Origin of the sequence: Arthrobacter nitrophenolicus (genome assembly GCF_045833485.1) — a bacterium.
In the GTDB taxonomy this organism is placed as follows: Bacteria; Actinomycetota; Actinomycetes; order Actinomycetales; family Micrococcaceae; genus Arthrobacter; species Arthrobacter nitrophenolicus.
Genome location: NZ_CP174504.1, coordinates 2,101,976 through 2,128,748, shown reverse-complemented (window position 1 = coordinate 2,128,748; position 26,773 = coordinate 2,101,976). Strand labels below are relative to the sequence as shown.

Here is a 26,773-nt window from a genome sequence, read left to right as displayed (position 1 = left end):
GGCACCCCCACACCAGATAGGAGCCTGACGGATGTCAGTGCTGACCAAGCAAGCCCCCGGTGCGGCCGCAGCCCTCGGCGCGGGCGCACCGGGACGCCCGTCCCGCGGAACGCCGCGGCGGAAGAACCAGCGCTCCGGCTACCTGTTCCTGTTGCCGTGGTTTCTGGGCATGCTGTTCACGATCATCCCGTTTTTCGCGTCCCTGTACCTCGCGTTCACGGACTACAACCTTTTCATGGAGCCCAATTTCGTGGGCCTGGCCAACTTCCAGGCGATGGCCGGGGACCCGCGGCTGTGGCAGTCCCTGAAGGTCACCTTCATCTACACCTTCGTCTCCGTGCCCATTTCGCTGGCCGTTGCCCTGGCAATTGCCCTGGTCCTCAACCGCGGCCTGCAGGGGCTTGCCATCTACCGCTCCGTCTACTACCTGCCGTCCCTGCTGGGCGGCAGCGTGGCCATCGTGATGCTGTGGCGGTACATCTTTGGCAATGACGGCATCGTCAACGGATTCCTGAGCCTCTTCGGTATCCAGGGGCCGGCCTGGGTCACGGACCCGGACTTCTCCCTGAGCACCCTTATTGTGCTGAACGTCTGGACCTTTGGCTCGCCCATGGTGATCTTCCTGGCAGGCCTGCGGCAGGTCCCCACCATGTACTACGAGGCCGCCTCGATTGACGGTGCGTCCCGCTGGCGGCAGTTCCGCAGCATCACCATTCCGCTGATCAGCCCCATCATCTTCTTCAACCTCATCATGCAGCTCATCGGCTCGTTCCAGACGTTCACGCAGGGCTACGTGATGAGCGGCGGCACGGGCGGGCCAGCAGACTCCACGCTCTTCTACAACCTGTACCTCTACCAAAAGGGCTTCACCGAATTCGAGATGGGGTATGCCTCGGCGATGGCCTGGCTACTGCTGATGATCATTGCGATCTTCACCGCCGTCAACTTCATCGCATCCAAGTTCTGGGTCTTCTACGACAACTAAGGCAATCCCATGGCACTCATCGAATTACCGACAAAGCGCAAGCAAGACAAGCGGGCCAGGCAGGCGGATCCGGAAGACGCCCTGGCAGGAACGCCGGGCACCCGGTTCTCCCGGCACCTGATCCTCTGCCTGGTGGGCCTGGTGATGCTGTATCCGCTGCTGTGGCTGATCTCCAGTTCCCTCAAGCCCAGCAACGACATCTTCCGGCAGCTGGGACTATGGCCGGAGAACTGGGATTTCGGCAACTATGCCCAGGGCTGGACGGCCCTGGACCAGCCCTTCCACGTCTACCTTTTCAACTCGATGATCGTGGTGGTCTTCTCGATCGTGGGCAACATCTTCTCCTGCGCCCTGGCGGCCTACGCCTTCGCGCGGATGGAGTTCACGGGCAGGAAGCTGTTCTTCGCGCTGATGCTGGGCACCCTGATGCTGCCGGGCCACGTCCTGCTGGTACCTCAGTACATCATCTTCTCCCAGCTCGGCTGGCTGGATACCTACCTGCCGCTGATCATGCCGAACTTCATGGCCACCAACGCGTTCTTCATCTTCCTGATGGTCCAGTTCATGAAGGCGCTGCCAAAGGAACTGGACGATGCCGCGCAGATTGACGGATGCGGCCCTTTCCGCACGTTCCTCCGGGTCATCCTGCCGCTGTGTGTCCCCGCCATGGCCACCACCGCCATCTTCACCTTCATCTCCACCTGGAACGAGTTCTTCGGCCCCCTGCTCTACATCCAGAACCAGGACCTGTACACCGTTCCCTTGGCGCTGCGGGCCTTCATGGACTCGGAAGGCCAGAGCATGTGGGGGCCCATGTTCGCCATGTCCGTGGTCTCCATAGCCCCGATCATCGGCTTCTTCATCGCCGGGCAGAAGTACCTCATCAACGGCATCGCCACCACCGGCCTTAAATAGGCCGCCCCGTTTTCCGCGCGCATCACCTGACACCCCGAGTGAAACCGCCCTGGCCGGAGGCTGCCCGGGCACAAAACAAAGGAGTTTTGCATGAGTCTGCGACGTCTCTTAGGCGCGGCAACCGCCGTCGTCATCCTTGGCGGTTTTGCCCCCGCCCCGGCAACCGCCGCCCCTGCCCTTCCGGCCGGCGGCACCCGGGTGCCCGCCGCGCCGTCCGCCCAGGACCCCGCTACGCTTGATCCCGCAGCCCTGTGGAAGGGGACTCCGGACGGCTTCGCCTCGTTGCCCGGCCACGGGCTTCCCGGAACCACCGGCGGACAGGCGGGAAAGATTGTCACCGCCACCACCATCGCCCAGCTGCAGGAGTTTGCTTCCGCCCCCGAGCCGCTGGTCATCTTCATCGACGGTTCCCTGCACGCCGCCCAGTACGTCAAGATCCCCGTCGCGGCGAACAAAAGCTTCATCGGGGCCGGCGCCGGCGCCGAGGTGGTGAACGCCGGGTTCAAGCTCATCAACGTTTCCAACGTTATCTTCCGGAACTTCACCGTCCGTGATTCGTACATTCCCGGCGACTGGGACGGCAAGCGCCCGGACAATGACCGGGACGGCATCCAGCTGGACACCAGCCACCACGTCTGGGTGGACCACATGAAGTTCGAACGGATGGGCGACGGACTGATCGACACGCGCAAGGACTCGGACTTCCTGACGTACTCCTGGAACGTCTTCGCGGACAACAACAAGGCCCTGGGCGTGGGCTGGTCCGCCAACGCCGTCACCCGCATGACCATCCACCACAACTGGATCCGGAACACCACACAGCGGAACTTCAGCCTGGACAACACCGCCGCCGCCCACGTCTACAACAACTACCTGCAGGACATCGGCCAGTACGGCATGATGGGCCGGAATGCGGCCAAGGTGGTCCTGGAAGGCAACTACTTCACAGCCGTGCAGGACCCGATTGTGGCCAAAGACCCGGGCACCGAGGTGGTCAACCGGGACAACATCTTCAACTCCACCCGCGGCCGCAAGGACAACGTGGGCTCCGCCTTCGATCCCGCCGCCTTCTACCCGTACCAGGAAGACGACGCCGCCCGCATCCCGGACCTCGTCAGTGCCGGCGCCGGACCGCGGACAAACAACGCAGCCCAGACGACGGCGGAAATCACCGTCGCCCTGGACGGCACCGGCGACTTCGGCAGCCTGCAGGCCGCCATCGGCTCCATCCCCGCCGGCAACACCCAGCCGCGCACCATCACCGTCAAACCCGGCACCTACCGCGAGGTGGTGAACGTCTGGGCAGACCGCCCCAACCTCACCATCCAGGGCGCAACAGCCAACCCGGCCGACGTCGTCATCACCTACGACACCCCCTCGAACGGTGCGAAATTCTTCGGCGGGACCTGGGGCGCGGTCGGTTCCGCCACCATGACCATCTCCGCCACGGACACCACCGTGCGGAACCTGACAGTGGAGAACGCGTACGACGAGGCAGCCAACGGCAACAGCCAGGCGCTGGCTGTCCGCAGCGTCGCCGACCGCGTGGTGTTCGACGGCACCCGGTTCCTCGGCAACCAGGACACCTACCTCGCCGATACTGCCGGGCGGGACGCCACCGCGCGGACGTACCTGAAGAACTGCTACATCGAAGGCGACGTGGACTTCCTCTACGGCCGGGGAACGGCAGTTTTCGATCGCTGCACCATCCACTCCGTGGACCGCGGCAGCGACACGAACAACGGCTACATCGTTGCCCCCAGCACCAAGAACTCCAATCCTTACGGATTCCTGATCACCAACAGCACCCTCACCTCCGATGCCGCTCCGGGCACCGTGAGCCTGGGCAGGCCCTGGTTCGCCAGCAGCGACCCCGACGCACACCCGATGGCCGTCATCCGCGACTCCGTGCTGGGCAACCACATCGCCGTCCAGGGCTGGGCCGACATGGGTGGCCACGTGTGGACCGAAGGCCGGTTTGCCGAGTACAGGAACACCGGGCCCGGCGCCTTTATCAACGAGTTCCACCCGCAGCTTTCGGACGCAGACGCGGCCAGGTTCACCAAGGAAGCCTTCCTGGGTGGCTGGACCCCGGCGGGATTGCGCTGAGATGGCCGGCACGCACAACTCCAAGGGGGTCCAAGAGTGATTACCGCACCCGTGTCCATCGCGATCGCCGCCGCAGTCGCCCTCACCGTGCCCGTACCCGCGCCGGCGCCGGCACCTCAAGGCATGGAAGCCACTTCCACATCCGATCCCGGGCGGCAGACCCTGGCACCGCGTGATGGCTGGGCGTCCTTTGACGGCGGCACCACCGGCGGTGCCAATGCAGCACCCGACGACGTGCACGAGGTTTCGACGAGGGATGAGCTCGCCGCAGCCGTGGCGGGCAACAAGCCCAAGATCGTCTACGTCAAGGCGGACATCAACGCGAATACCGCCTCTGACGGCACTCCCATCACCTGCCAGGACTACGCCGCCAACGGTTATTCCCTGGATGCCTACCTCGCGGCATTCGACCCTTCCCACTGGAACGGGAAGGCATCCGGACCCCTCGAAGATGCCCGCAAGGCATCGAGCGCCAACCAGCAGAAACAGATCCGGATGGACGTCGGTGCCAATACAACCATCATCGGCTTGGGCAACGTCCAGCTCACGGGTTTTACCGTGAACATCGACCAGGTGGACAACGTGATCGTCCGCAATCTCCGGATCTCCGACGCCTATGACTGCTTCCCCGGTTGGAACGGGGAGACCTGGAAGACCGAGTGGGACAACCTCGTGGTGTCGGGATCCACACACGTGTGGCTGGACCACTTAACCCTGGATGACGGCGCGACGGCTGACGCCGAACAGCCGAGATATTTCGGCGAGCCCTTCCTGCGGCACGACGGCCTGCTGGACGTCGTCCGGCAGGCGGACCTGGTGACCGTTTCGTGGAGCAGGATGGTGGGGCATGACAAATCGCTGCTGTGGGGCAACGGGGACGGTGCCACCGGGGACCGGGGAAAGCTCCGGGTCACGCTGCACCACAACGAACTGGTTGATCTCGAGCAGCGTGCGCCCCGGGTCCGGTTTGGCCAGGCGCACGTCTATAACAACGTGTACCGGGTGACCAGTCCTGGCCGCTACCAGTACTCGTGGGGCGTGGGGGTGGAGTCGAGTATCATCGCGCGCAACAATACCTTTGAGCTGGCTGAGGGCATTTCTCCTGACCGGATCCTCCGGGACTTCGGCGGCACCGGCATCGACGAAGAGGGCACGTGGGTCAATGGACGGCACATCAGCGTCCTCGACGCCTACAACTCGGCCAATCCGGGCCAAATGCTGGCACCGGAAGTTTCGGGATCGCCAGGGCCGCACCTGCCGATTGAACCTGCCCCGGCGGCACGGGAACGGGTTGAGCGTGATGCAGGTTCCGGCCTGCGGTCCTGAACCGGCCTGGGCGGGCGGATGCGGATAAGGGCTGGTCAGCCCATCGTTGTCCTACTAGTCTTCAAGGACGGCCCGCAACCGGGAGCAACGATGATCACGAGGAGCGAAGTTGTCCAACCACACGTACAGCATTTCTGAAATTGTCGGCACGTCGGATCAGGGTGTGGACGACGCCGTCCGGAACGGGATCGCCAAGGCTTCCCAGACGCTGCGGAACCTTGACTGGTTCGAGGTGAAGGAGATCCGCGGACACCTGGAGGAAGGCAAGATCGCCGACTGGCAGGTCACCATGAAGATCGGCTTCCGCCTCGAGGAACACTAAAACCCTCGCGACTGGCCAGCAGCCGGTGCCCGGAAACCAATGGTTTAGGCACCAGCTGCGGGCCAGTCCGCGTTTAAGGTTGGCCCTAGTTGGCCGAGGCGAAACCTGACGGACGCCGCCGCCACACTGTAGGGACGCCGTCGAACGCGGGAAACACATGTCCTTCAAAAAAGGACAGCACGGTGTGGGGATCGTGGTCGGGGCTCCACAGTCCGGACACCGGGCAGTGCGAGCCGGTGGCGGTGGACGAGGCGTTGCCGGCGTTACCTGCCTGGCGTTCCTTCAGCAGGGCGATGCGTTTCATCTTTGAGACCATCCTTGGTGGGCGAAGAGTATGTTCCTCCAGCCTAGGAACAGCGCCCCACCCCACCAATGGGCGGCTGGCCAGAATCGCCGCCTTCCTCTGGACAAATGTACAGCCGGCCCGGCGCCGCTACGCTTTCCCGGTCTCCTGGGGTGCTGCGACGACGTCAATCCCCTCCCGCTGCTGCCCCGCCCCGGGCGCACCAAGGCTGCCCAGCAGCGCAAGCGCGTCCGACGACGGCGAGCCGGGCCGGGCGGAATAGATCCGCAGCGTCTGGTCGGGGTCGTCCGGAAGAGCCAGGTTTTCAAAGTTCAGTTCCAGGTCCCCTACTGTCGGGTGGTGCAGCCGCACGGTCCCCGCTGCCCTCGTCGCCACCCGGTGTCCGGCCCACCATTGCCGGAAGTGTTCGCTGTGGACCGCGAGCTCGCCCACCAACTGGCTGGCCTGGGGATCGTTGGGGTGCCGCCCTACGTCCAGCCGGAGCGCTCCGGCTGCCTCCGCCGCCACCGTTTTCCAGTCCCGGAACAGGTCCCGGGCCCCCGAATCGAGGATGAGCCAGCGGGTGAGGTTGCGTTCGGCGGCCGGAAGGGCGGGGAAATCAGTAAAGAGCAGGAACGCCATCCGGTTCCCGGCCAGGACATCGCTGCGCCGGCCCAGGACCATGGCGGGCACGTCCCCCACGGCGTCGAGGAGGTTCCGGAGCGCCGGCCGGACGCCCTGCACCGTGGACCCGGACGGCCGGGGTGTTCCGGCGCAGTTCTCCAACAAATCCAGCATGTGGGCGTGCTCGCTGCTGTCCAGCCGCAGCGCCCGCGACACGGCGTCGAGCACTGTCCGTGAGGGGTGGATGTTGCGGCCCTGCTCCAGCCGGACGTAGTAGTCAGTGCTGACTCCGGCCAAACGCGCCACTTCCTCGCGCCGGAGCCCGGGAACCCTGCGCGCCCCGGGGGTAGTGCCTGCTCCGGCTACTTCCGGACTGAGCCGTGACCGCATGGCTTTGAGGAATTTTCCGAATTCGGCGCTTTGACCCATGGTGACCATTGTGCCCGGCCTTCCCCGCCAACTTCTACAACGAAGGTAGGACTGGCAGTCCTAGGAAAAAGAGGATCATCCTTAGCTGCTGACTTGGCGGCAAAAAATGCATAGGCTCGGAACAGAGCCAGCGGAAACCGCTTTCTCCGTGTCAAGCACACGGCACCCCATTCCAGCATTAGCACCAGCACCTGCAAGGAGCACCAATGTCAGAGCTGACACTGAACAACGGCGTCACCATCCCCCAGCTTGGCTTCGGCGTATTCCAGGTCCCGCCGGAAGACACGCAGCGGACCGTCGAGGATGCGCTGGCGGCAGGCTACCGCCATATCGACACTGCCGCCGCCTACCAGAATGAGGAAGGCGTCGGTGCCGCCATTGCGGCCACCGGCATTGCCCGCGAGGACATCTTCATCACCACCAAGCTGCGCAACGGCGAACAGGGGCGCGCACAGGAGGCTTTCCAGAACAGCCGCAAGGCACTTGGCCTGGACTACGTCGACCTCTACCTCATCCACTGGCCGGTTCCGTCGCAGGGCCTCTACGTCCAGGCCTGGAAGGAGATGGAGCGGCTCTACGAGAACAAGGAAATCCGGGCCATCGGCGTCTCCAACTTCCTCTCCGACCACCTGGACACGCTGCTCGAGTCCGCCGAAATCGTCCCGGCCGTCAACCAGATCGAACTCCACCCGAGCTACCAGCAGGCAGAGCTTGCCGGGAAGTGCCGGAGCCTGGGGATCGAGGTGGAGGCGTACAGTCCGCTGGGACAGGGCGCGGACCTCAACGGAAACGCCGTCACGTCCATCGCCACCGCCCACAACGCCACCACCGCGCAGGTGGTGCTCGCCTGGCACCTGGCGACCGGCAACATCGTCATCCCCAAGTCCGTGGACCCCGGACGTATCCGGGAAAATTTTGCCGCGTCGTCCCTGACGCTTTCCGACGACGAACTCGCGGCCATCAGTGCCCTCGAGTCGGGCGCCCGCCTGGGTTCCGATCCCGCCGTCGCATCCTTCACCCAGCTCTAGCCGCATCCCGGCCGGCCCAACCGCCGCGCTACCCGGGCACAATCGCTGAAAGGACTTTCCATGGAATACACCCACTTGGGCCGGTCCGGCCTCAAGGTCTCCCGCCTCTGCCTTGGCACCATGAACTTCGGACCGCAAACAGAGGAATCCGATGCCCACAGCATCATGGACTCCGCCCATGAGAACGGCATCAACTTCTTCGACACCGCCAACGTCTACGGCGGCGCGGGGCACCGCGGCTGGACCGAGGAAATCATCGGGCGCTGGTTCGCCAAGGGCGGCGAGCGCCGCGAACACACGGTCCTGGCCACTAAGCTCTACGGCACCATGACGGACCGGCCCAATGAGTCCAGGCTGTCCGCCCTCAATATCCGCCGTGCCCTGGACGCGAGCCTCAAGCGGCTGCAGACGGACTACATCGACGTCTACCAGTTCCACCACATCGACCGGGATACCCCGTGGGACGAAATCTGGCAGGCCATTGAGGTTGCCGTCCAGCAGGGCAAGATCCTCTACTCCGGCAGCAGCAACTTCGCCGGCTGGCATATCGCCCAGGCGCAGGAGGCCGCGCGGCGGCGGAACTACACCGGCCTGGTCAGCGAGCAGTCCATTTACAACCTGTTCATGCGGCAGGTGGAGCTGGAGGTCATCCCCGCCGCCCAGGAGTACGGGCTGGGGCTCATTCCGTGGTCACCCCTCCAGGGCGGACTCCTGGGCGGGGTGCTGAAGAAGGAGCGCGACGGCGTCCGGCGCACCGAAGGCCGTGCGGCGGAGACCCTCAAGAAGCACGAAGGCCAGATCCGCCAGTACGAGGACTTTGCCGACGAGCTGGGCCATGAGCCGGGCGACATCGCCCTGGCATGGCTCCTGCACCAGCCGGCAGTGACGGCCCCGATCGTGGGCCCGCGGACCCAGGAACAGCTGGACGCCGCCATCCGGGCACTAAACGTCACACTGGACGCCGATGCACTGAAGCAACTGGATGCCATCTTCCCGGGCCACAGGACAGCCCCGGAGGATTACGCGTGGTGATCCCGCACCCTGAAGCCGGACCGGTGGCGCCGCGGAACATCCTCTTCATCGGCGGCACCGGGGTAATCAGCACGGCGGCAGCGGAACGCGCCGTCGGGCTGGGACACCGGCTCACCATCCTCAACCGGGGCCGGTCCACCAGGCCGGTCCCGGAAGGGGTGGAGACCCTGCAAGCGGACGTCCGGGACCAGGAGTCCGTCCGGGAGGTGCTGGGCAGGCGGGAGTTCGACGCCGTTGCCGATTTCATCACCTACACGCCGGACCAGGCGCAGGCCAGCATGGAGTTGTTCCGGGGCAGGACCGGGCAGTACGTCTTCATCAGCTCCGCGTCCGCCTACCAGAAGCCACCTGCCCGGCTGCCGATCCTTGAGTCCACGCCGCTGAAGAACCCGTTCTGGAAGTACTCCCGGGACAAGATTGCCTGCGAGGAACTGCTGTTCCGCGCCTACCGGGATGACGATTTTCCATTGACGGTGGTCCGCCCCTCACACACCTACGACCGCACCAAGATTGCCATGGTGGGCGGCTGGACCGACATCCACCGGATGCGCGCAGGCCTGCCCGTCATGGTGCACGGGGACGGCACCTCGCTCTGGACCCTGACCCACAGCCGGGACTTCGCCAAGGCCTTCGTCGGCTTGCTCGGCCTGCCCCAGGCGGTGGGCGAGAGCTACACCATCACGTCTGACGAGTACCTGCCCTGGAACCAGGTCTACCGGCTCTTTGCCAGGGCCGCGGGCGTGGCGGAACCGGAACTTGTCCACGTGGCATCGGAGACCATCGCCGCACAGAACCCCGAGATCGGCGCCAATCTGTTGGGCGACCGCTCCCACTCGGTCATCTTCGACAACAGCAAGATCAAAGCCCTCGTGCCGGACTACGCGGCCACCATCCCCTTCGCCGACGGTGCCCGGGAGATCGTTCAGTGGCATGACTCCCACCCTGAGCTGCAGGTGGTGGACCAGGGCTACATGGAGCTCACGGACAAGCTCACTGCGTGGGCCCGCGGCAGCATGTGAACCTCCGCGCAAAGCGGAGCTGAGCCTGCCTTCGTTAGCCACTGTCCGCGAAATCGCCGGAATGCTTCGGGAACGCCGATCAGGATCGGCGTTCCCGAAGCATTCCAGCGTGCCCGGCGAGCACCCAATTCTACAACGTTCTAAATAGCGCGCTTCTGGCGCGATTTCAAGGCTTGTTTTACCCCCACCCCCTACCCTAGGTTACTGGGGAAGCGTTTTCCCGATACAAAATTGAAAGGATTCACCGATGAATCCCACCAAGACAAGCCTGCGCCTGCTGTCGGTCGGCACCCTGGGCGTTGCCCTGACATTCGGCTGCCTTGCAGCCCCGGCCTCCGCCGTCGGGCCCTCCCCTGAGCCGGGCAACCCGGCGGTCCAGCTGGATCACCTGGACCGGGGGCTGGTGGCCGCCGGCACGTCCGAGGGCGTCTTCCTCAGCTGGCGGCTGCTGGGCCACGAAGCCACCGGTTCGTCCGCCACAGGCCTGACCGGCACCGACTTCAACGTGTACCGGGACGGCCAGAAGCTGGCAACGGTCACGGACAGCACCAACTACCTGGACACCTCCGGAACCGCCGCCTCGAAGTACCAGGTGCGCGCCGTCGTCGAAGGCGTTGAACTGGACGAAAGCGCCACCGCCACCTCCTGGGGCGGGAACTTCAAGGACATTCCGCTACGGAAGCCGGCGGACGGCGTCACCCCGGCCGGCCAGGCCTACACCTACTCCGCCAACGATGCCTCGGTGGCCGACGTGGACGGCGATGGCCAGTACGAGTTCATCGTGAAGTGGGACCCCAACAACTCCAAGGACGTCTCGCAGGTGGGCTACACCGGCAACACCTACGTGGACACCTACAAGGCGGACGGCACGCTCCTGCACCGGATCGACCTGGGCGTCAACGTCCGTTCGGGCGCGCACTACACGCAGCTGCTCGTTAACGACTTCGACGGTGACGGCCGCGCCGAGATGATGATGAAGACGGCGCCGGGGACAAAGAGCACCAACTACAACGCGGACGGCAGTGTCGCATCCCAGCAGTTCATCACGCTGCTTCAGTCCGACATCGAAGCAGGCTACGCCAGCACCGACGACTACCGGATGAGCGCCGCGGACTACTACCAGCACGTCGTGGAGATGTTCCAGGGCTGGAGCCAGCACCCCGAGGTAAAGGCCGGCAACTGGCCCGCCACCCTCGAGGAAGCCTTCGGCATCGCGCCGGAGTACCAGTACCCGCTGTCCACATCCGACGCCAAAGCGCTGGCCGACTACTTCATGGACGTTTACGCCCCCTCCCGCAGCGCACGGAACAACCTTCGGGCCTTCGAGGGCTTCATCGTCTCCGGCCCGGAATACCTCACCGTTTTCGAGGGCGCCACGGGCAAGGAACTGAAGACGGTGGCCTACGAGCCGGGCCGGCACGACGACGGCCTGATGTGGGGCGACTACGCCATGGCACGCATCGAGCCGGGAAACCGCGTGGACCGGTTCCTGGCCGGCGTCGCCTATCTGGACGGGCAAAAGCCCGCAGCGGTCTTCGCCCGCGGCTACTACACCCGCACCACCCTGGCCACCTACACCTGGGACGGTACCAACCTCTCCCCGGCCTGGAACATCGACTCGGGCTGGGCACCCATGACCAACCCGTTCAACGATTCCCCGCACGGCCGTGACGGCACCGATCCGGAATACGGCAAGCTCACCACGCAGGGTTTCCATTCGCTGAGCGCCTCGGACGTGGACGGCGACGGCAGGCAGGAGATCGTCTACGGCGCCGCAACCATCGACGACGACGGCTCCGTCCTGTACAGCTCCTTCGACACCATGCCGGAGGGCAGCGCCACACCGGGTGAAGAGGCGCGGCTGGGCCACGGCGACGCCATGCACGTGACGGACATCGACCCCAACCGGCCCGGCAAGGAAATCTTCACGGTGCACGAGGGCGGCACGTGGGCACCCTACGGCTATGCCATGCGCGACGCCGGCACGGGCGAGGTGCTGTTCGGCGCCTACTCGGGCAAGGACACCGGCCGCGGCATGATCGGCGACGTTGACCCCGCCGTACCCGGCATCGAGAACTGGGCCATCGGCATGCAGTCCGCCGACGGCACCAAGCTTTCCACATCCCAGCCCGGCACCAACATGAGCATCAAGTGGGCAGCGGACATGACCACGCAGATCGTCAACGGCTCCGGCGACCAGACCCCCACCATCGACGACTGGAAGCGCGGACGGCTGCTGACCGCGGAGGGAACCCGCACCAACAACGGCACCAAGGGAACACCCAGCCTGGTGGCGGACGTCGTGGGTGACTGGCGCGAGGAGATGCTCGTCCGGACCGCGGACAGCACCGCCCTGCGGATGTACCTGAGCACCGAGGTGACCAACCACAAGCTCTACACGCTGATGCACGATCCCCAGTACCGCGCGGAGGTTGCCCGGCAGAACACCACCTACAACCAGCCCTCCTACACCGACTTCTACTTTGCCTCGGACATGGAGTTCGGCGATGTGCCGCTCCGCGCAGCCTGGCTCCCCGGCAGCGTGAAGGCGTTGCAGCACGCGCTGGAGGACCTGACGGAATCAGGGGATGTCACGGGCCCGGTGGCCAGCCAACTCACGGAAAACGTGCGGCAGGCAGCAAAGGCCGTTGAAGACGGCGACCCGGAGAAGGCTGCCAGGACGCTGGAGCGGTTCGTGGACTTCCTGGCCCAGCAGAACGGACCGGACACGGTTTCGGACACCGCCCGGACGGTCCTGGACTACAACGCCGGAAACATTCTCCGGGCTTTTGGGAGCTAGGACGGCACCCTACGGGAGAGACTGTTCTCATGACACTTGCACCGCTGATCAAACTCAATGACGGCTACTCCATCCCGCAGGTAGGTCTTGGCACCTGGCCGCTGGACGACGACCAGGCCGCTGCCGCCGTCGTCCAGGCCGTGGAAGCCGGGTACCGGCACATCGATACGGCCGTGAAGTACGGCAACGAGCAAGGGGTGGGGAACGGCGTCCGCGCCTGCGGCGTGGACAGGAGCGAGCTCTTCATCACCACCAAGCTCGACGGCCAGTTCCAGGGCAACGACAGGGCGGTGGAAGGGCTCGAGGGTTCGCTGCGGCGGCTGGGGCTGGATTACGTGGACCTCCTGCTGATCCACTGGCCGCTGCCGGCCCGGGATGAGTACATCTCCACATGGAAGACGTTCGAGCGACTCCAGGCGGAAGGAAAGGTGCGCTCCATTGGAGTGTCCAACTTCAAGCCCGCCCACTTGGAGCGGTTGATGGCAGAAACCGACGTGGTTCCTGCCGTCAACCAGATCCAGCTGACGCCGGCGGTGACCCGGACCGTGGAGCGGGAGTTCCACCAGAAGCACGGAATCGTCACCGAATCCTACAGCCCCCTGGGCGGGTCCGGGGCCGGTCTGCTGGACGCGCCCATCCTCACCCAACTGGCCGAAAAGCACGGCAAAACGCCCGGCCAGCTGGTACTGCGGTGGCACGTTCAACACGGACTGGTAACGATTCCCAAGACCGCTAATCCGGACCGGATGAAGGAGAATCTGGACATCTTCGATTTCACCCTGGATCCGCAGGATCTAGCGGAATTGGCGATCCTGGACGAGGGTCCCGGGGCCGGCAACGATTCGGACGTCACGGGGCACTAAAACGCCCTGAAATGCACTTTTTCCAACTTACGGGGTTGGCAAACAGATAGTAAGCATGATTACTATTGAGTCAGAAGGATGAAGTGCTTCCGGAATCCGGAGGCCTCCTTTACTTAGGAAGAGGAACGAAAAAATGGGATTTATTGCATTTCTGATTCTCGGACTTATTGCTGGTGCGATCGCTAAGGCGATCCTTCCGGGCCGTCAGGGTGGCGGCTGGCTCATCACCCTGGTTCTGGGCGTCGTAGGAGCACTCCTCGGCGGCTGGATCGGCGGCATGGTCTTCGGCACCGGACTGCAGGAGTTCTTCTCGCTGCAGACGTGGCTGCTGGCCATCGGCGGCGCTCTCATCGTGCTGCTGGTCTACGGCATGGTCACCAAGCGCAGCGCTCGCGGCTAACCTAGCCCGCAAGCCAGGAAACCGGCCCGGGGACAAAATCCCCCGGGCCGGTTTTCATATTCCCGGCCATACGCCGTCCGGCTGGCCGGATTTGAAAACCTTCTCACGGAGCAGGAGTTCATCGTGAAAAACAAGCTTCTTTTGGGTATCGGAATTGCCACCGGCTACGTCCTTGGATCCCGGTCCGGGCGCGCTGCGTACGACAAGCTCAAGGCACGCGCCGCAGGAATTTGGGACAGCAAGCCCGTCCAGGACAAAGTGCATGTCGCCACGGATGCCATCAAGGAAAAGGCCCCCGAAGTGGCCGACCAGCTGACCGAGGCGGCACGCCGGGCGGGGACCGTGCTTGGCTCCGCAATGCATCGTGAAGGCGCGTCCGGGTCTTCGGGTGACGGCAAACCCGCAACGTCCGACGCCGGCACTTCCACGGCTGCCACCGCAAGCGGCACAGGTACTGGCACCATAGGCAACGGCGCCCCAGGCAGTTACGGAACCGCGGCGACTGGAACATCCGGCACCACGGGAGGCGCAGCGGGAACGTCCGGAACCCTGAGCGATGCGGGTGACCTCGGCGAGGACCACATCCCCGCGCACAGCACCCACCCGGAAACTACGAACCTGGGAACCACATCCGATGAGGGTGGTTCGAAGGCCTGAGGCACTCTCTGCGTCAGATCATGACACGGGAAGCACCCTTGACAATGGGGCATTGACTTCCGTGTGCTAAAACTGAATCGCCATGCTGGCCGTCGCGATCCTTGGGGGACGCGGCGGCCGGCATTTTTGCTGGTCGGTGCTGGCAGGCCTTGGCGGTCAGGTGTTCAGGGCTCAGGTCACCAGGTCCGCGGCGCCAAAGGAAACGCTGAACTGCACGCACCACAGGTCCACTGACTTGTACCGCGCAAGATCAACGTCCGCGGGAATGTCGTAGACCTGGTTGCCTTGGTTTCCCTTGATCAGGCCCAGGTCGTAGTACTCGGCGGAACCCGCGGTAAACCAGCCGGCTGTGCCCTCAACTACTTTGGCAGCGCTCAACCAGACGTGGACATCCGGACCGTTCGACGTGTCCAGGTTCTCCAGGGTCAGCAGCCTTTTGCCGTCGGGCTGTTCAACGATCCGGACAGTGCCTGTGGTGGCGTGTTCGTGGCTGATCAGCGTGCCCACGGCCAATTGCCGGGGCCCGGGAGGCGTCGCCGGAGGAGCCTGGGGTTCGATGGCATCCCCGCCCGGAAGGCCTGAAGGAGAAGGCTGCGGCGGCGTGGTCTGGCTGGCTACAAACGGTAGTTGCTCGTCCACCCGCACATCTATGAAAAGCAGCCACGGCTTGAATACGACAAGCCCCACGACCAGGGCTGCGGCTGCCAGAACCGCCAGGATGACCTTCGATCGCCGGCCCAACCGGCCGCGGTTTCTGCCCATGGCTCCATCGTCCGCGTAATAGCCACCCGGCGCAACGACGCCCCGGACCGTCCCGCCCTAATCTCGTGGCTTCCCTTCCCCATTCCGGAACAGCATGCGACCCCCGTTCAGCGGGTTTTCCACATAGCCCTCTCGAACCGGCTGTTTTGTCGGTGGTCTTTGGGAGAGTTGTCCCATGGAGGCCATTGGGGAGCAGCTTGCAGAGTTCGGCAGTACTGCCGGCACTCTTCCGCTGGTTGCGCCGCAGCACCGCCGCCCGTTTATTGCGCACGACGCCGGCAGGCGGCCCGGGCGGCTGAGTCACCTTCCGGCGCACCAGGCTACCGCCGGTCCGGTTGCCCGCCCGGCCGAGGACCCGCTGGGGCTGGCCGCGATCGGTGCACTGCTCACCACGGCGGCAGCCGCTGCACCGGAAGCCCTGGCAGCCGCGGACTATGCCGAAGCAGCTCATTACGCGGCCCACATTGAGGAACTTTCCCGGCGTCTGGAGTCTTTGCAGGTTCAGTCCGCCGGAGCCGTGGACCGCACCCGCACCCAAGCCATCGCCGCCGCCGCGGCCGCCCGAACCAGCCGGACCCGCACCAGCGCCGCAACAACGGACCGGCCGGGGCGGGGCTGGATGACCGGCTGGGACGCCAACGGCGTCGAGACACTGAACGAAACCGACGTTGACTGGCCCGCCTCCAGCACTCTTCAACCCGCAGCCGCGCCCGCAGCAGGTCAACAGGATCCGCCGGTGACATCCCCGGCCGACGACGGCTGCCGGAACACTGCCGAGTTCCTCAGGCTCCGGCTCCGGATCCCCATCCGCGAAGCCCGCCGCCGCCTTGCCCTCGCCCACCAGGTCCTGCCAGCCAGCAGCCTCACCGGACAACCCGTCCCACCGTTGCGCACCCACCTCGCCGCCGCGCTTGCTCCCACAGGCGGTGAAGCCGCAGCACCGGCAGTGTCCTCTCACGCCGCGACCATCATCACCGCAACCCTCGACCGGCTCCAACATCAAGCCACGCCGGAAATCCTCGAGCACATCGAAAACCACCTCACCACCGCCGCCAGGACCACCGACCCCGACTTCCTCGCCCGTCTGGCCCGCCGATGGGCTGACACCATCGACGCCGACGGTGCCGAACCCTCCGAAGAAGCGCTCCGCCACACCCAGGGAGCCTTCATCCGAAAACCCCGCCACGGCCTGCACCACGTCGAAATCTTCGCCACCACCGACCAGTACGAATACCTCGCCACCGTCATGAACACCGCCACCAACCCCCGCACCACCACCCCCAACACCAGCACCAGCCAGACAACGGAAAACCTCACGAGCAGCAGCCAGGCTCAGGTCCCGGCAGACAACCCGGATGCCACCGTGGACCCGCACCGGGACCTGGACATCAGCCTGGAACGGCGCTCCCGCCCCCAGCAACAGCTGGACGGGCTTGTCTCCGCCGTCAAAGCAGGGCTGACCACAAACCAGCTGCCCACCACAGGCGGCAACCGTCCCCAGATCATCGCAACCATCAACTACCAGGACCTCTTCCCCACCACCACCGCCGCCGCTACCGGCACCGGTGCAGCCGATGCGGACAGAAACAGTGCAGGCAGTACCACTGCGGGTAGGGCTAGTACTGGTGGAGCTAGTTTGGCTGGGCCCCATACGGACGGGTCAGGAACACGCGCGCGCCCAGGCCAGGACCGTACGCCCGACCGGCACGGAACCGGAAACTTCGCCTTTACAGGACCAGCGGCCGCCACCACGCTGCGCAAAATAGCCTGCGACGCCGACATCATCCCCGCAGTACTGGGCACTCACGGCGAAATCCTGCACCTGGGACGCAAAACCCGGCTGTTCACCCCCGCCCAACGCCTCGCCCTCACGGCCCGCGACCAAGGATGCGCCTTCCCGGACTGCACCATCCCCGCTCCGTGGTGCGAAGCCCACCACATCACCTACTGGTCACACGGCGGCGAAACCACCACCGACAACGGCGTCCTGCTCTGCAGTTTCCACCACCACCTGATCCACAAAGAACAGTGGGCCATCGCCATCCAGCACGGCACCCCAAGCTTCATTCCACCGCCCCACGTCGACCCCAACCAAAGCCCCCGGCAAAACAACTACTTCAAACCCCCACCACTCCCCCACCTGCGGGAGTGAACCGTACCGTCCCTTCAGCTTGGTGCCCTACCCTGTTTGGCCCACTTCTCGCCCTCCCCCGCGTGGCATACCTCGCGGGCGGCTCCCCTGTCAGTGCCAGCTCGGCATGATGCCAGATCTTGGCGGTGCTAGCTTCCTTTGGTCCCGACCACTAAGGTGCCGTCCAGTTCTTCCGATCGAACGGTCCTCACAGCAAGGCCAGCCGATGCAACGATTGATGCTGTTCCCGCTGCCTGCTGCTCACTGGTTTCAATGAGAAGATGCCCGTCAGCACTCAACCATCCGGGGGCGGAAGCAGCCACAAGGCGGTGGATGTCGAGCCCGTCGGGCCCGCCGTCGAGGGAAAGGCGGGGTTCGTGAAGCCGCGCCTCAGGAGGCATGGTCCTGATCGCGTCGCTGGGCACATACGGAGCGTTGACTGCAAGCACCTGCACGCGGCCCCGGATCGAAACGGGAAGGGCAGCAAACAGGTCCCCCTCGTACACGCGGCCGCCCATCTTTTCGACGTTCCGCCGGGCGCAGGCCGCAGCAGCGGGATCTAGGTCGGAGGCGTGGAGTTCCAGATCTGGGTGCACAGCCAGCAGGGTGGCACCCACGGCCCCGGACCCGCAGCAGAGATCGACTACAACGCTGGACAGAGCGTGGGCGGACGGAGCGTGGCCGACCGGAACAGGGCTGGACGGAACGGTGCTGACGGGAACGGGGTCGGTCGGGGCAAGCAGTTCCAAAGCCGTTTGGACGAGCAGCTCGGTCCGCCGACGGGGCACAAAGACACCTTGCCCTACTTCGATCCGCTGACCGAAGAATTCGGCCCAGCCCAGGACATATTCAAGCGGAATGCCTGCGCGGCGCCGCTGCACCCCGCGGGCCAGTTCCGCGGGGCCGGAACATTCGGCCATCAGGAGCGCGGCCTCCTCCTCAGCGAAAACACAGCCGGCTCCCCGCAGGGCGGAGACAATTCCAGCAAAAGTCAGGGAAGCGGGAGGTAATGCAACAGGAGCAGTAGACCATTCAGCAGGTGGCATGGGAACGCCTTTCGGTGAGCCGGTGGGCACCCTGCATGCGCCAGTCAGGCCAGACGGCCCGGACAGCAGCACCAGGATGAACCCGAAACAGGTAACGCGTTGATCGGATTCACCTCCTGGTGCCGTGACTGGAAATTCCATGCTAGCTGAGGCCGGGTCGCCATGGAGCGAAGCCAAATCCTTGACAGGATGGAGGCATGACCTCCGCCACTAGCGACACCATCATCTGGACCGGAACCTACACATCGGACGGAGGCGGCCGCGCCGAGGGCATCGGTGCCCTCCGCGCGCATCAGGACGGCAGCCTGGAGTGGCTGGGCACGGCCGTGCAGGCGCAGTCGCCGTCGTTCATTGCCGTACATCCGTCCCTGCCGGTCGTTTATGCGGTGGCTGAGCAACGCCAGATGGTCCAGGCGTACCGCAGGACCGGCGAGTTCGGCCTGGAACCGCTCGGTCCGCCGCAGCCCGCCGGTGAGGCCACCTGCCATGTGGCCGTTGACCCGAGGGGCCGCTTTGTTACCGCTGCCTGCTGGGGTGACGGCCAGGTCCTCCTGTACGAACTGGATGCCGACGGCGGCATGACAGGGCGGTTCGCAGCGCCACCTTCGGCGGACCCGCACGCAAGCCTGTCACCGGGCCGGCCGCGGCCAAGCCGCGCGCATGCCAGCCTGATGCTTCAGGACGGCCGCATCATGACCACCGATCTTGGGCATGACACCCTCCGTGTCTGGAACTACGTCCCGGGTACGGGGCTTGTTGCCGACCACGAGGTGGCGCTGGCGTTCGGCAGCGGTCCCCGCCATCTGGTGCAGCATGCCAGCGGCAACGTCTTCGTCGTCTCTGAATACTCCGTTGAGGTCTTTATCATCCGGCCGGAGGCCGGGACCTTTGAGCTGGTGTTCCGTGGACCGGCCACCTCCGGCGGCAGCCAGTCCGGGGACTCTGCGGCCGAGATCTCCCTTAGTAAGGACGGCCGCTACGCCTATGTGGGCGTCCGCGGCACCAATATCGTCAGCACCCTGGAGGTGGCCGGTGGCGGGACGGAGCTCCTGCCGGTGCACGACATGCCGAGCGGCGGTGACTGGCCGCGGCACCACCTGGTAAGGGGAAACTGGCTTCACGTGGCCCATGAACGGTCGGACAATGTCGCCACGTTCGCGCTGGATCCTGCCACCGGGCTGCCGGGCCCACTCCTCCACGACGTCCGGACCCCCTCACCCACAGCCCTCATCCCGGCTGGCTGACGCCCCGGGCACTCGGGCTGACGGCTGCGGGCATTCGGGCTGGCGCCGTCCCGGAACCACGGACTGTCGCCCCCGGGTACGCACGCTGACGCCGCCCGGGCACTCGACGGGTGCTTTCGGCAATGGCTCCAGCGACCCCGCACGGACATTACCCAAACGCTGGAGTTATTCAGTGCAAGCGCTTACAGTTGTGACGTGGTTCACAGGGCTTGCCGCCTGGTGAACCCGCACCCAGCAGAACGCCCTGCCTCCGGCAAGCCTGAACAGCAGCGCCGCTACACCAGGAAGGTCTCACCCTTTGATATCCCGCACCCCTAATAGCGCCTTGTCGCGCGCCAGAACCACCAGCCAGAATCGCAGACGAACCGGAACAGGAACAGGAACAACCCCGTCCTCCATCCGGTCGGCGGGCATCCGCTCCGCGGCGGGAGTGGTTGCAGCAGCAGTTGCCGTGTCCGCAGCAGTCCTACCCGCAGCCGCCGCCCCCGGCACCACAGAGGGTCCAAAGCATCCGGGAGCGTCATCAGCCCTCCACTCACTCCGGGCCCCGGTCACGGACGAGAACTTCTATTTCGTCATGGCCGACCGCTTCAGCAACGGCAGCACGGCCAATGACCAGGGCGGGCTTGGCCCGGATCCCATGGTCTCGGGCTTCGATCCAGCCAGGAAGGGGTTCTACAACGGCGGCGACCTGGCTGGGCTCCTCAACAAGATCGACTACATCCAGGGGCTTGGCACCACGTCCATCTGGCTTACTCCCAGCTTCAAGAACAAGGCCGTCCAGCCTGAAGACAAATCAGCTGGCTACCACGGCTACTGGATCACCGACTTCACCCAGATCGATCCGCACCTGGGCACCAACGACGAACTCAAGGCGCTCATCGACGCTGCCCACGCCCGGGGCATGAAGGTCTACTTCGACATAATCACCAACCACACGGCAGACGTCATCGGCTATGAGGAAGGTGCACGCAAAGGCTACGTCTCCAAGGATGCAGTTCCGTACAAGACGGCGGATGGCCAGGAATTCGATGACCGCGACTATGCCGGTACAGGCAGTTTCCCGGAACTGGACGCCACCACCTCCTTTCCCTACAAGCCCGTCCTGGACGAGAGCGAAAAGGACCTGAAGGTTCCGGCCTGGCTGAACGACCCCACCCTCTACCACAACCGCGGTGACACCACCTTCGCGGGCGAGGACGCCTACTACGGCGACTTCTTCGGCCTTGATGACCTCTTCACGGAGCACCCAACGGTGGTGGAAGGCATGAAGGACATCTACAAGACCTGGATCGGCGACTTCGGCGTGGACGGCTTCCGGATCGACACCATGAAGCACGTCAACAACGAGTTCTGGCAGGAATTCGGCCCGGACGTCCTCGCCTACGCGAAGGAACAGGGCAAGGAAGAATTCTTCATGTTCGGCGAGGTCTTCGACGCTACCAAGAGCTTCACCTCGCAGTTCACCACGCGGAACCAGATGCAGGCGGTACTGGACTTCCCGTTCCAGGACGCCGCCCGCAACTTTGCCTCGAAGAGCCAGGACACCCGCAACCTGGCAACGTTCTTCGCCGGCGATGACTGGTACACGGATGCGGACTCCAACGTCTACCAGCTGCCCACCTTCCTCGGTAATCACGATATGGGCCGCATCGGCAGCTTCATTGCGGCAGACAACCCGGGCTCGGACGACGCCGAGCAGGTGGCCCGCGACCGGCTTGCCCACGAGCTGATGTACTTCTCCCGCGGCAACCCGGTGATCTACTACGGCGACGAGCAGGGCTTCACCGGCCCCGGCGGAGACCAGGACGCGCGGCAGACCCTGTTCGCAAGCAAGGTGCCTGAGTACCTGGACGATGACCTGCTGGGGACTGACGCCACCCACGCCCAGGACAACTTCAACACCGGCCACCCGCTGTATGCCAAGATCAGCGAACTGGCGGCGCTGACCAAGGAACACCCCGCCCTGCGGGACGGCGCGCACCAGCACCGCTACGCGTCCGAGGGCGCGGGCATCTACGCCTTCTCCCGGACGGACGCTGAGGACCAGCGCGAATACGTTGTGGCGTTGAACAACAGTGAGCAGGCGCAGACGGCCGAGGTTCCCACCTATATCGCCAAGCGGAACTACACCCGCATCTATGGCGATGCGGCAGCAGAAACCAAGACGTCGGAGGACGGAAAGCTGACGGTCACCGTCCCGCCGCTGTCCGCCGTGGTTTACGAATCTTCGGGCCGGATCCCGCATTCGAAGGCCGCGCCCGGCGTCGTGCTCCAGGAGCCTGCAGCGGCACCCGGTGACAATGGACGCCTTAATGTGACGGCCGACGTCGACGGTTCCTCATTCTATGAGGTCACCTTCGAAGCGAAGACAGCGGGCGGCAACTGGGAACCGATCGGCACTGACGACACCGCTCCCTACCAGGTCTTCCACGACGTCGCGGGCTTCGACGCCGGCACCGCGGTGGAGTACCGCGCAACCGTCCTGGACAATGGCGGCCACACGGCCACCAGCCAAACGCGTTCGGCCAACGTCCCGGCGCCCGTCCTCACGCTGCAGAAACCCGAAGAGGGCAGCAGCGTCAAGGGCATGGTGGAACTCAGCGCCACGGCCGATCCCGAGAAGGCCAGCCACAGTGTGTCGTTTGAGCGCAGCGTGGCGGGCGGCGAGTGGACGGCCGTCGGATCTGATGCTTCTTCGCCCGTGTACTCCGCTACGGACGACGTCTCCAGCCTGGCGGACGGCACCGAGGTTAAGTACCGTGCTTCGATGAGCGGCCCCGGCTTTACTGTTGCCAGCGGGGTGCGCACGGTCACCGTGGGCGATGCTCCGCAGCCTGACTCGGTGACCGTTGCCGGATCGCTGAACCAGGCGATGGGCTGCGCTGAAGCATGGCAGCCGGCCTGCACCCAGGCCATGATGGCCCTGGACCCGGCCGACAACATCTGGCGCCTGACGGTGGACCTGCCGGCAGGCAAATACGAGTACAAGGCAGCACTGAATGGCGGCTGGGATGAAAACTACGGGGACGGCGGCCAGTTCAACGGGCCTAACCTCGTGCTGGACCACCCCGGCGGACCCGTCACGTTCCGCTACGACAACGGCACGCACGTCCTCAGCGCGGTCTACGCCTCCCAGCAGCCGGGGGCAGTTGCCGCCGCTGGCAGCATGAACAGCGAGCTTGGCTGCACCGCCGACTGGGAGCCCGCCTGTGACCAGGCCCAGCTGGTGCTGGACCCGGCAGACCTGGTGTGGAAGCTGAGCGTTCCGGACCTGCCCGCCGGGAGCTACGAGTTCAAGGCGGCGCTGAACCGCTCCTGGGACGTCAGCTACGGGGCGGGCGGCGCCTCGCCAGGTGCCAACATCGCCTTTGAGCACGACGGCGGCCCGGTCACCTTCCGCTACGACCACTTCAACCACGTGATCACGGCGGGTTAGCCACAATCACCATGTGGAAGGCTCCCCGCCCTGTTCCCGATATCGGGACGGGGCGGGGAGCCTTCCTTCGTTCCCGGTCAGCCCTTGACGGGGTGGCCCAGGATGCCGATGAACCGGCGGACGGCGTCTTCGGCCGATGGCGGCGGCCCGAAGACCTCCGCCTGCCGCCTGGTGTCGGCAACATAGCGCCCGGACTGGAACCAGGCGATCATGGCCGCGAGGTCCTTCACCATTGGATTGAAGCGGCCCACTACCAATCCCGCCGCCTTCAGGACCGGCATGGGGATGGAGCGGACCTTGATGGGTTTGCCGGTCAGGCGGGCGGCAATTTCGGCGACGTCCTGCATGCCGAGCGGACGGTCCCAGCCGATATCGATCCGCTGCCCGTCAACGCCGGGAGCGTCCACGGCTTCTGCCAGGTAACCGGCAAGGTCCGGGGTCAGCACGAACGTGGTGGGGACGCGGGGCGAGCCCATCCACATGAGCTTGCCCTTGGCGATGGGGTCCCCGCCGAACCGGGTGACCTGGTCCAGGAAGGCGCCGGGCCGCAGCGCGACGAACGGAACACCAAGCTGCTCGAGCCTGTCCTCCATGAGCTTTTTGTGCCAGAAGTGCGGGACGTCCGGGGTCTGGTCGCAGGTGAGGATGCTGGTGAGGACGAACCGGCGGACGCCCCCGCGGTGCGCGGCCTCGGCCAGGTTGGAATTGCCCCTCGTATCGATATCGGGCGTATCCCCCTTGCTGTGCCTGGTGTAGCCGGCGGCCGAGGTAACCACAGCATCCACACCGGACATCGCGCGGTCGAGCGAGTCGGGGTCCATCATGTCTCCGCGGGCTATGTCTGCGCCGGCGGCCTCCAGCCGGGACGCATCCGAACCTGGCCGGACCAGGGCGCGCACCTGTTTCCCACGTTTCAGCAGCTCGGTGACCACCTGGCTCCCCAGGAACCCGGTGCCGCCAACCAGCAGGATGGGCCCACGCCCGTCCGGCTCCTTGGCCGGGCTTGCGGCGTCGGGGAACGGGTGGGGATTCATGGCGCCCTCCTCAGGGTTGATCAGCCGTGCAGAGCCTCCTCCACCGCAGCGAGCAGGCTGTTGAACCGCGCGTTAGCGGGGAGGTCATCAAGGACAACGGGACTGCCGTCCGGGCCGCCCAACGGGACCTGCCAGTTCGGGTACAGCGCCTCGGTGGTTCCGGGCTGGTTCTGCACGCGCCGCTCCCCCACTGCGTCCACCAAGGCCACGCCCAGCAGGACCGACGGCGTCTGCGTGAGCAGCAGGTGCAGGGCCTCGATGGTGCGCTCCTCGGAGCCGGATGGTCCGGGACCACCGGAGCCGCCGGTCCCGTCCTCCGGAAGGTAGCCCCGCTCCCGCAGCATGGCGAGCATCTTTTCCAAGGACGCGTTGTGCTCGGCCCGCTCTTCGGCTTCGGAGCGTTCCAGCAGGCCCAGCCTGCTCCGCAGCGCCACATGGTCGCCGGCCAGGTAGCCGGCGGTGGGCGGAAGGTCGTGGGTGTTCACGCTGGCAAGCGCCTGCGTACGGTACTTTTCGGGCGCAAGCGGGGAATCGCCGTCGTACTCAAACCAAAGGATGGACGTGCCCATGATGCCGCGCGCGGCCAGGTAGTCCCGCACCCACGGTTCGAAGGTGCCGAGGTCCTCGCCGATCACCACGGCCCCGGCGCGGTGCGCCTCAAGGGCCAGGATGCCGATCAGTGCCTCGTGGTCGTAGCGGACGTAGGCGCCGTCGCCGGGGGCGTTGCCCACCGGAATCCACCAGAGCCGGAACAGTCCGAGAATGTGGTCCACCCGGATGCCGCCGGCGTGCCGCAGCACGGTGGCGAGCATATTGCGGAAGGGCTGGTAGCCGGCCTCCGCCAGCCGAACGGGGTGCCACGGCGGCTGGCCCCAGTCCTGGCCCTGCTGGTTGTACATGTCCGGCGGCGCACCCACGCTGGTGGCCGGCGCCAGCACGTTCCGGAGGGTCCAGGCGTCGGCACTGCTGTGGTCCACGCCGACTGCAAGGTCGTGGACCACACCCAGCCGCATGCCCGACCTCAGCGCGGCCTGCTGGGCATTCTCGAGCTGCTCGTCGCAAATCCACTGCAGCCAGCGGTGGAAGCCGATCCGGTCGCCAAGCTTTTCCCGGAGCGCTTCCGCTTCAGGGGTGCCCAAGGCGGTGGCGGGGTCGGTCCACAGCGGAGCATCCGGGGCGAGGTCCTCGCGGATGGCGGACCACAGGGCGAAATCGTCGAGTCCGCTGCCGGAAATCCGGCAGAACTCGTCGAACGCTGCCTGCCGGGCAGGCGAACGGCGGGTGTGGTACAGAAGTTCCAGTGCCTGCAGCTTTGCGGCGTAGACGGAATTCCGGTCCAGCCGCCCGCCGTCCTTGTTGAGTCCGGCCACTTCCTCGTGCAGTTTTTCCAGCTGGGCACGTTTGCGCGGCTTCAGGTAGGCCAGTTCGGGAATGGCCTCAATCCGGATATAGAGCGGGTTGAAGAACCGCCGGGTGGACGGCGAATAGGGCGAAGGCTGGACCGGCGGAACGGGCTCCGCCGCATGCAGCGGATTGACCAGCACATAGTCGGCGCCGCGGGCACCGCTCAGCGCGGCAAGGTCGGCCAGGTCCGAGAAGTCGCCGATGCCCCATGACCGCTTGGACCGGACGGAATACAGCTGCGTTGCCAGGCCCCAGCCCCGGCGCTTCTCCAGTTCCTTTGCCGTCTCAAGCCGGGCAGGAGCCACCACCAGCGTGGCGGACGCGGTGGTGCCTTCCGACTCGGCCACAAGCGTGTGCCAGCCCAGCGGCAGGTCCTGCGGGAGGGCGAAGGTTGCCCGGCCCACCGACACACCGTCCACGTCCACGGGCTGCACCCAGACGTCCTGCTGTTCCGCTTCCCGCGTCCCGGCCCCGCCTTCCAGCGTGATGGCCAGGCTGGCAGCGGCTCCTTCCCGCACATGCACGGGGACCTGCGCCGGCTCGCCCTGCTGGATTACGACGGCGGGTGGCAGCATCCGCCGCCACGGCGCCAGTGCCGCTTCCGCCAGCGCTTCCTGGATGTGCTGGTTGGTGTGCGCCTGGACGCCCAAGGCAGCCAAAACCTTGATGAGTGTTTCCTCGGCCACCGAGTGCGGCAGCCCATCCCAGCCCTGGAACGAAGTTCCCACGCCGTGCGCATCCGCCAACTGCTGGAGCAGGTGGGGGTCCACGCGTGCCCCTGTGACGGGCCCGCCGGCAGCACTTCCCGGGGCAGATTCCCCCGCAGCCGGAACGAAGCCCGGTGGATCGGCCGGCATCGCTGGCCGTGGTGCGTGCTGCTGGTCTGAAGCCGTCATGCGTGTCCGCCTCGTCTGGTGTGAA

21 protein-coding genes are annotated in these 26,773 nt (G+C 65.5%); 15 read left to right on the top strand and 6 right to left on the bottom strand.

Translation table 11 applies throughout. The annotated features are described in order from the left end of the window. Nucleotides 1-31: 31 nt before the first annotated feature. From ACJJV6_RS09975 to ACJJV6_RS09955, 5 genes are all read left to right on the top strand, one after another. The gene (locus ACJJV6_RS09975) at nucleotides 32-985 is read left to right on the top strand and encodes a carbohydrate ABC transporter permease (protein ID WP_009357753.1); all 954 of its coding nucleotides are present in this window, start codon (nucleotides 32-34) and stop codon (nucleotides 983-985) included. 9 nt (nucleotides 986-994) lie between these two features. Then, nucleotides 995-1,900, top strand: a complete 906-nt coding sequence (locus tag ACJJV6_RS09970) for a carbohydrate ABC transporter permease (RefSeq protein WP_009357754.1) — start codon at nucleotides 995-997, stop codon at nucleotides 1,898-1,900. A gap of 90 nt (nucleotides 1,901-1,990) precedes the next feature. Continuing rightward, nucleotides 1,991-4,009, top strand: a complete 2,019-nt coding sequence (locus tag ACJJV6_RS09965; RefSeq protein WP_354176622.1) for a pectinesterase family protein — start codon at nucleotides 1,991-1,993, stop codon at nucleotides 4,007-4,009. A gap of 36 nt (nucleotides 4,010-4,045) precedes the next feature. After that, a complete protein-coding gene (locus ACJJV6_RS09960; protein ID WP_354176624.1) occupies nucleotides 4,046-5,335 on the top strand; it encodes a pectate lyase in 1,290 nt (429 codons plus the stop codon). A 109-nt stretch (nucleotides 5,336-5,444) separates the two neighbouring features. Then, on the top strand, nucleotides 5,445-5,657 hold the full coding sequence (locus tag ACJJV6_RS09955) for a dodecin (protein WP_009357757.1): 213 nt from the start codon (nucleotides 5,445-5,447) through the stop codon (nucleotides 5,655-5,657). Between the two features lie 85 nt (nucleotides 5,658-5,742). Here ACJJV6_RS09955 and ACJJV6_RS09950 read toward each other — a convergent pair whose 3' ends face one another. Beyond that, the gene (locus ACJJV6_RS09950; protein WP_009357758.1) at nucleotides 5,743-5,961 is read right to left on the bottom strand and encodes a hypothetical protein; all 219 of its coding nucleotides are present in this window, start codon (nucleotides 5,959-5,961) and stop codon (nucleotides 5,743-5,745) included. A gap of 129 nt (nucleotides 5,962-6,090) precedes the next feature. Further along, a complete protein-coding gene (locus ACJJV6_RS09945; protein ID WP_035752597.1) occupies nucleotides 6,091-6,993 on the bottom strand; it encodes a helix-turn-helix domain-containing protein in 903 nt (300 codons plus the stop codon). Between the two features lie 206 nt (nucleotides 6,994-7,199). Here ACJJV6_RS09945 and ACJJV6_RS09940 point away from each other — a divergent pair, with 206 nt between their 5' ends. The 7 genes from ACJJV6_RS09940 to ACJJV6_RS09910 all read left to right on the top strand — a co-directional run bounded on the left by ACJJV6_RS09940 (nucleotide 7,200) and on the right by ACJJV6_RS09910 (nucleotide 14,792). Beyond that, nucleotides 7,200-8,021 carry an aldo/keto reductase gene (locus tag ACJJV6_RS09940; protein WP_407708844.1) on the top strand — a complete coding sequence of 274 codons (822 nt, stop codon included), beginning with the start codon at nucleotides 7,200-7,202 and terminating at the stop codon, nucleotides 8,019-8,021. Between the two features lie 60 nt (nucleotides 8,022-8,081). Further along, entirely contained in the window at nucleotides 8,082-9,053 is a 972-nt protein-coding gene (locus tag ACJJV6_RS09935; protein ID WP_009357760.1) for an aldo/keto reductase, read from the top strand. Beyond that, nucleotides 9,050-10,072: an SDR family oxidoreductase gene (locus ACJJV6_RS09930; protein WP_009357761.1), complete on the top strand. Its 1,023-nt coding sequence runs from the start codon at nucleotides 9,050-9,052 to the stop codon at nucleotides 10,070-10,072. The genes ACJJV6_RS09935 and ACJJV6_RS09930 overlap by 4 nt, the downstream gene beginning before the upstream one ends. A gap of 247 nt (nucleotides 10,073-10,319) precedes the next feature. Beyond that, entirely contained in the window at nucleotides 10,320-12,872 is a 2,553-nt protein-coding gene (locus ACJJV6_RS09925; RefSeq protein WP_009357762.1) for a rhamnogalacturonan lyase, read from the top strand. 29 nt (nucleotides 12,873-12,901) lie between these two features. Then, nucleotides 12,902-13,735, top strand: coding sequence for an aldo/keto reductase (locus ACJJV6_RS09920; RefSeq protein WP_009357763.1), 834 nt, complete (start codon nucleotides 12,902-12,904; stop codon nucleotides 13,733-13,735). A gap of 133 nt (nucleotides 13,736-13,868) precedes the next feature. Continuing rightward, on the top strand, nucleotides 13,869-14,135 hold the full coding sequence (locus tag ACJJV6_RS09915) for a GlsB/YeaQ/YmgE family stress response membrane protein (protein WP_009357764.1): 267 nt from the start codon (nucleotides 13,869-13,871) through the stop codon (nucleotides 14,133-14,135). A gap of 123 nt (nucleotides 14,136-14,258) precedes the next feature. Continuing rightward, entirely contained in the window at nucleotides 14,259-14,792 is a 534-nt protein-coding gene (locus tag ACJJV6_RS09910; protein ID WP_009357765.1) for a hypothetical protein, read from the top strand. Nucleotides 14,793-14,963: 171 nt separating this feature from the next. On the opposite strand, the gene ACJJV6_RS09905 is transcribed toward ACJJV6_RS09910, so the two are convergent. Beyond that, nucleotides 14,964-15,554, bottom strand: coding sequence for a DM13 domain-containing protein (locus ACJJV6_RS09905; protein WP_009357766.1), 591 nt, complete (start codon nucleotides 15,552-15,554; stop codon nucleotides 14,964-14,966). 175 nt (nucleotides 15,555-15,729) lie between these two features. Between ACJJV6_RS09905 and ACJJV6_RS09900 the strand changes: the two genes are divergently transcribed. Then, on the top strand, nucleotides 15,730-17,706 hold the full coding sequence (locus tag ACJJV6_RS09900; protein WP_009357767.1) for an HNH endonuclease signature motif containing protein: 1,977 nt from the start codon (nucleotides 15,730-15,732) through the stop codon (nucleotides 17,704-17,706). A gap of 128 nt (nucleotides 17,707-17,834) precedes the next feature. On the opposite strand, the gene ACJJV6_RS09895 is transcribed toward ACJJV6_RS09900, so the two are convergent. Next, nucleotides 17,835-18,605, bottom strand: a complete 771-nt coding sequence (locus ACJJV6_RS09895; protein ID WP_009357768.1) for a methyltransferase — start codon at nucleotides 18,603-18,605, stop codon at nucleotides 17,835-17,837. Nucleotides 18,606-18,928: 323 nt separating this feature from the next. Here ACJJV6_RS09895 and ACJJV6_RS09890 point away from each other — a divergent pair, with 323 nt between their 5' ends. Together ACJJV6_RS09890 and ACJJV6_RS09885 are read left to right on the top strand one after the other, a co-directional pair. Next, nucleotides 18,929-19,975: a beta-propeller fold lactonase family protein gene (locus tag ACJJV6_RS09890; protein WP_009357769.1), complete on the top strand. Its 1,047-nt coding sequence runs from the start codon at nucleotides 18,929-18,931 to the stop codon at nucleotides 19,973-19,975. A gap of 451 nt (nucleotides 19,976-20,426) precedes the next feature. Continuing rightward, nucleotides 20,427-23,414: an alpha-amylase family glycosyl hydrolase gene (locus ACJJV6_RS09885; protein WP_354176631.1), complete on the top strand. Its 2,988-nt coding sequence runs from the start codon at nucleotides 20,427-20,429 to the stop codon at nucleotides 23,412-23,414. Between the two features lie 77 nt (nucleotides 23,415-23,491). Here the strand turns inward: ACJJV6_RS09885 and ACJJV6_RS09880 are convergent, their stop codons facing one another. Beyond that, the gene (locus ACJJV6_RS09880; protein WP_009357770.1) at nucleotides 23,492-24,448 is read right to left on the bottom strand and encodes an SDR family oxidoreductase; all 957 of its coding nucleotides are present in this window, start codon (nucleotides 24,446-24,448) and stop codon (nucleotides 23,492-23,494) included. Nucleotides 24,449-24,468: 20 nt separating this feature from the next. Next, nucleotides 24,469-26,748 (bottom strand): 4-alpha-glucanotransferase, encoded by a 2,280-nt coding sequence (gene malQ / locus ACJJV6_RS09875; protein WP_354176633.1) that lies wholly within the window; start codon nucleotides 26,746-26,748, stop codon nucleotides 24,469-24,471. Nucleotides 26,749-26,773: the final 25 nt, after the last annotated feature.

Bases quoted from the DNA above. Each gene is read 5' to 3' on its own strand.
- ACJJV6_RS09975 (WP_009357753.1), top strand. From the start codon at position 32: ATGTCAGTGCTGACCAAGCAAGCCCCCGGTGCGGCCGCAGCCCTCGGC.
- ACJJV6_RS09970 (WP_009357754.1), top strand. From the start codon at position 995: ATGGCACTCATCGAATTACCGACAAAGCGCAAGCAAGACAAGCGGGCC.
- ACJJV6_RS09965 (WP_354176622.1), top strand. From the start codon at position 1,991: ATGAGTCTGCGACGTCTCTTAGGCGCGGCAACCGCCGTCGTCATCCTT.
- ACJJV6_RS09950 (WP_009357758.1), bottom strand. From the start codon at position 5,961: ATGAAACGCATCGCCCTGCTGAAGGAACGCCAGGCAGGTAACGCCGGC.
- ACJJV6_RS09945 (WP_035752597.1), bottom strand. From the start codon at position 6,993: ATGGGTCAAAGCGCCGAATTCGGAAAATTCCTCAAAGCCATGCGGTCA.
- ACJJV6_RS09940 (WP_407708844.1), top strand. From the start codon at position 7,200: ATGTCAGAGCTGACACTGAACAACGGCGTCACCATCCCCCAGCTTGGC.
- ACJJV6_RS09935 (WP_009357760.1), top strand. From the start codon at position 8,082: ATGGAATACACCCACTTGGGCCGGTCCGGCCTCAAGGTCTCCCGCCTC.
- ACJJV6_RS09925 (WP_009357762.1), top strand. From the start codon at position 10,320: ATGAATCCCACCAAGACAAGCCTGCGCCTGCTGTCGGTCGGCACCCTG.
- ACJJV6_RS09920 (WP_009357763.1), top strand. From the start codon at position 12,902: ATGACACTTGCACCGCTGATCAAACTCAATGACGGCTACTCCATCCCG.
- ACJJV6_RS09915 (WP_009357764.1), top strand. From the start codon at position 13,869: ATGGGATTTATTGCATTTCTGATTCTCGGACTTATTGCTGGTGCGATC.
- ACJJV6_RS09905 (WP_009357766.1), bottom strand. From the start codon at position 15,554: ATGGGCAGAAACCGCGGCCGGTTGGGCCGGCGATCGAAGGTCATCCTG.
- ACJJV6_RS09900 (WP_009357767.1), top strand. From the start codon at position 15,730: ATGGAGGCCATTGGGGAGCAGCTTGCAGAGTTCGGCAGTACTGCCGGC.
- ACJJV6_RS09895 (WP_009357768.1), bottom strand. From the start codon at position 18,605: ATGGCCGAATGTTCCGGCCCCGCGGAACTGGCCCGCGGGGTGCAGCGG.
- ACJJV6_RS09890 (WP_009357769.1), top strand. From the start codon at position 18,929: ATGACCTCCGCCACTAGCGACACCATCATCTGGACCGGAACCTACACA.
- ACJJV6_RS09880 (WP_009357770.1), bottom strand. From the start codon at position 24,448: ATGAATCCCCACCCGTTCCCCGACGCCGCAAGCCCGGCCAAGGAGCCG.
- malQ (WP_354176633.1), bottom strand. From the start codon at position 26,748: ATGACGGCTTCAGACCAGCAGCACGCACCACGGCCAGCGATGCCGGCC.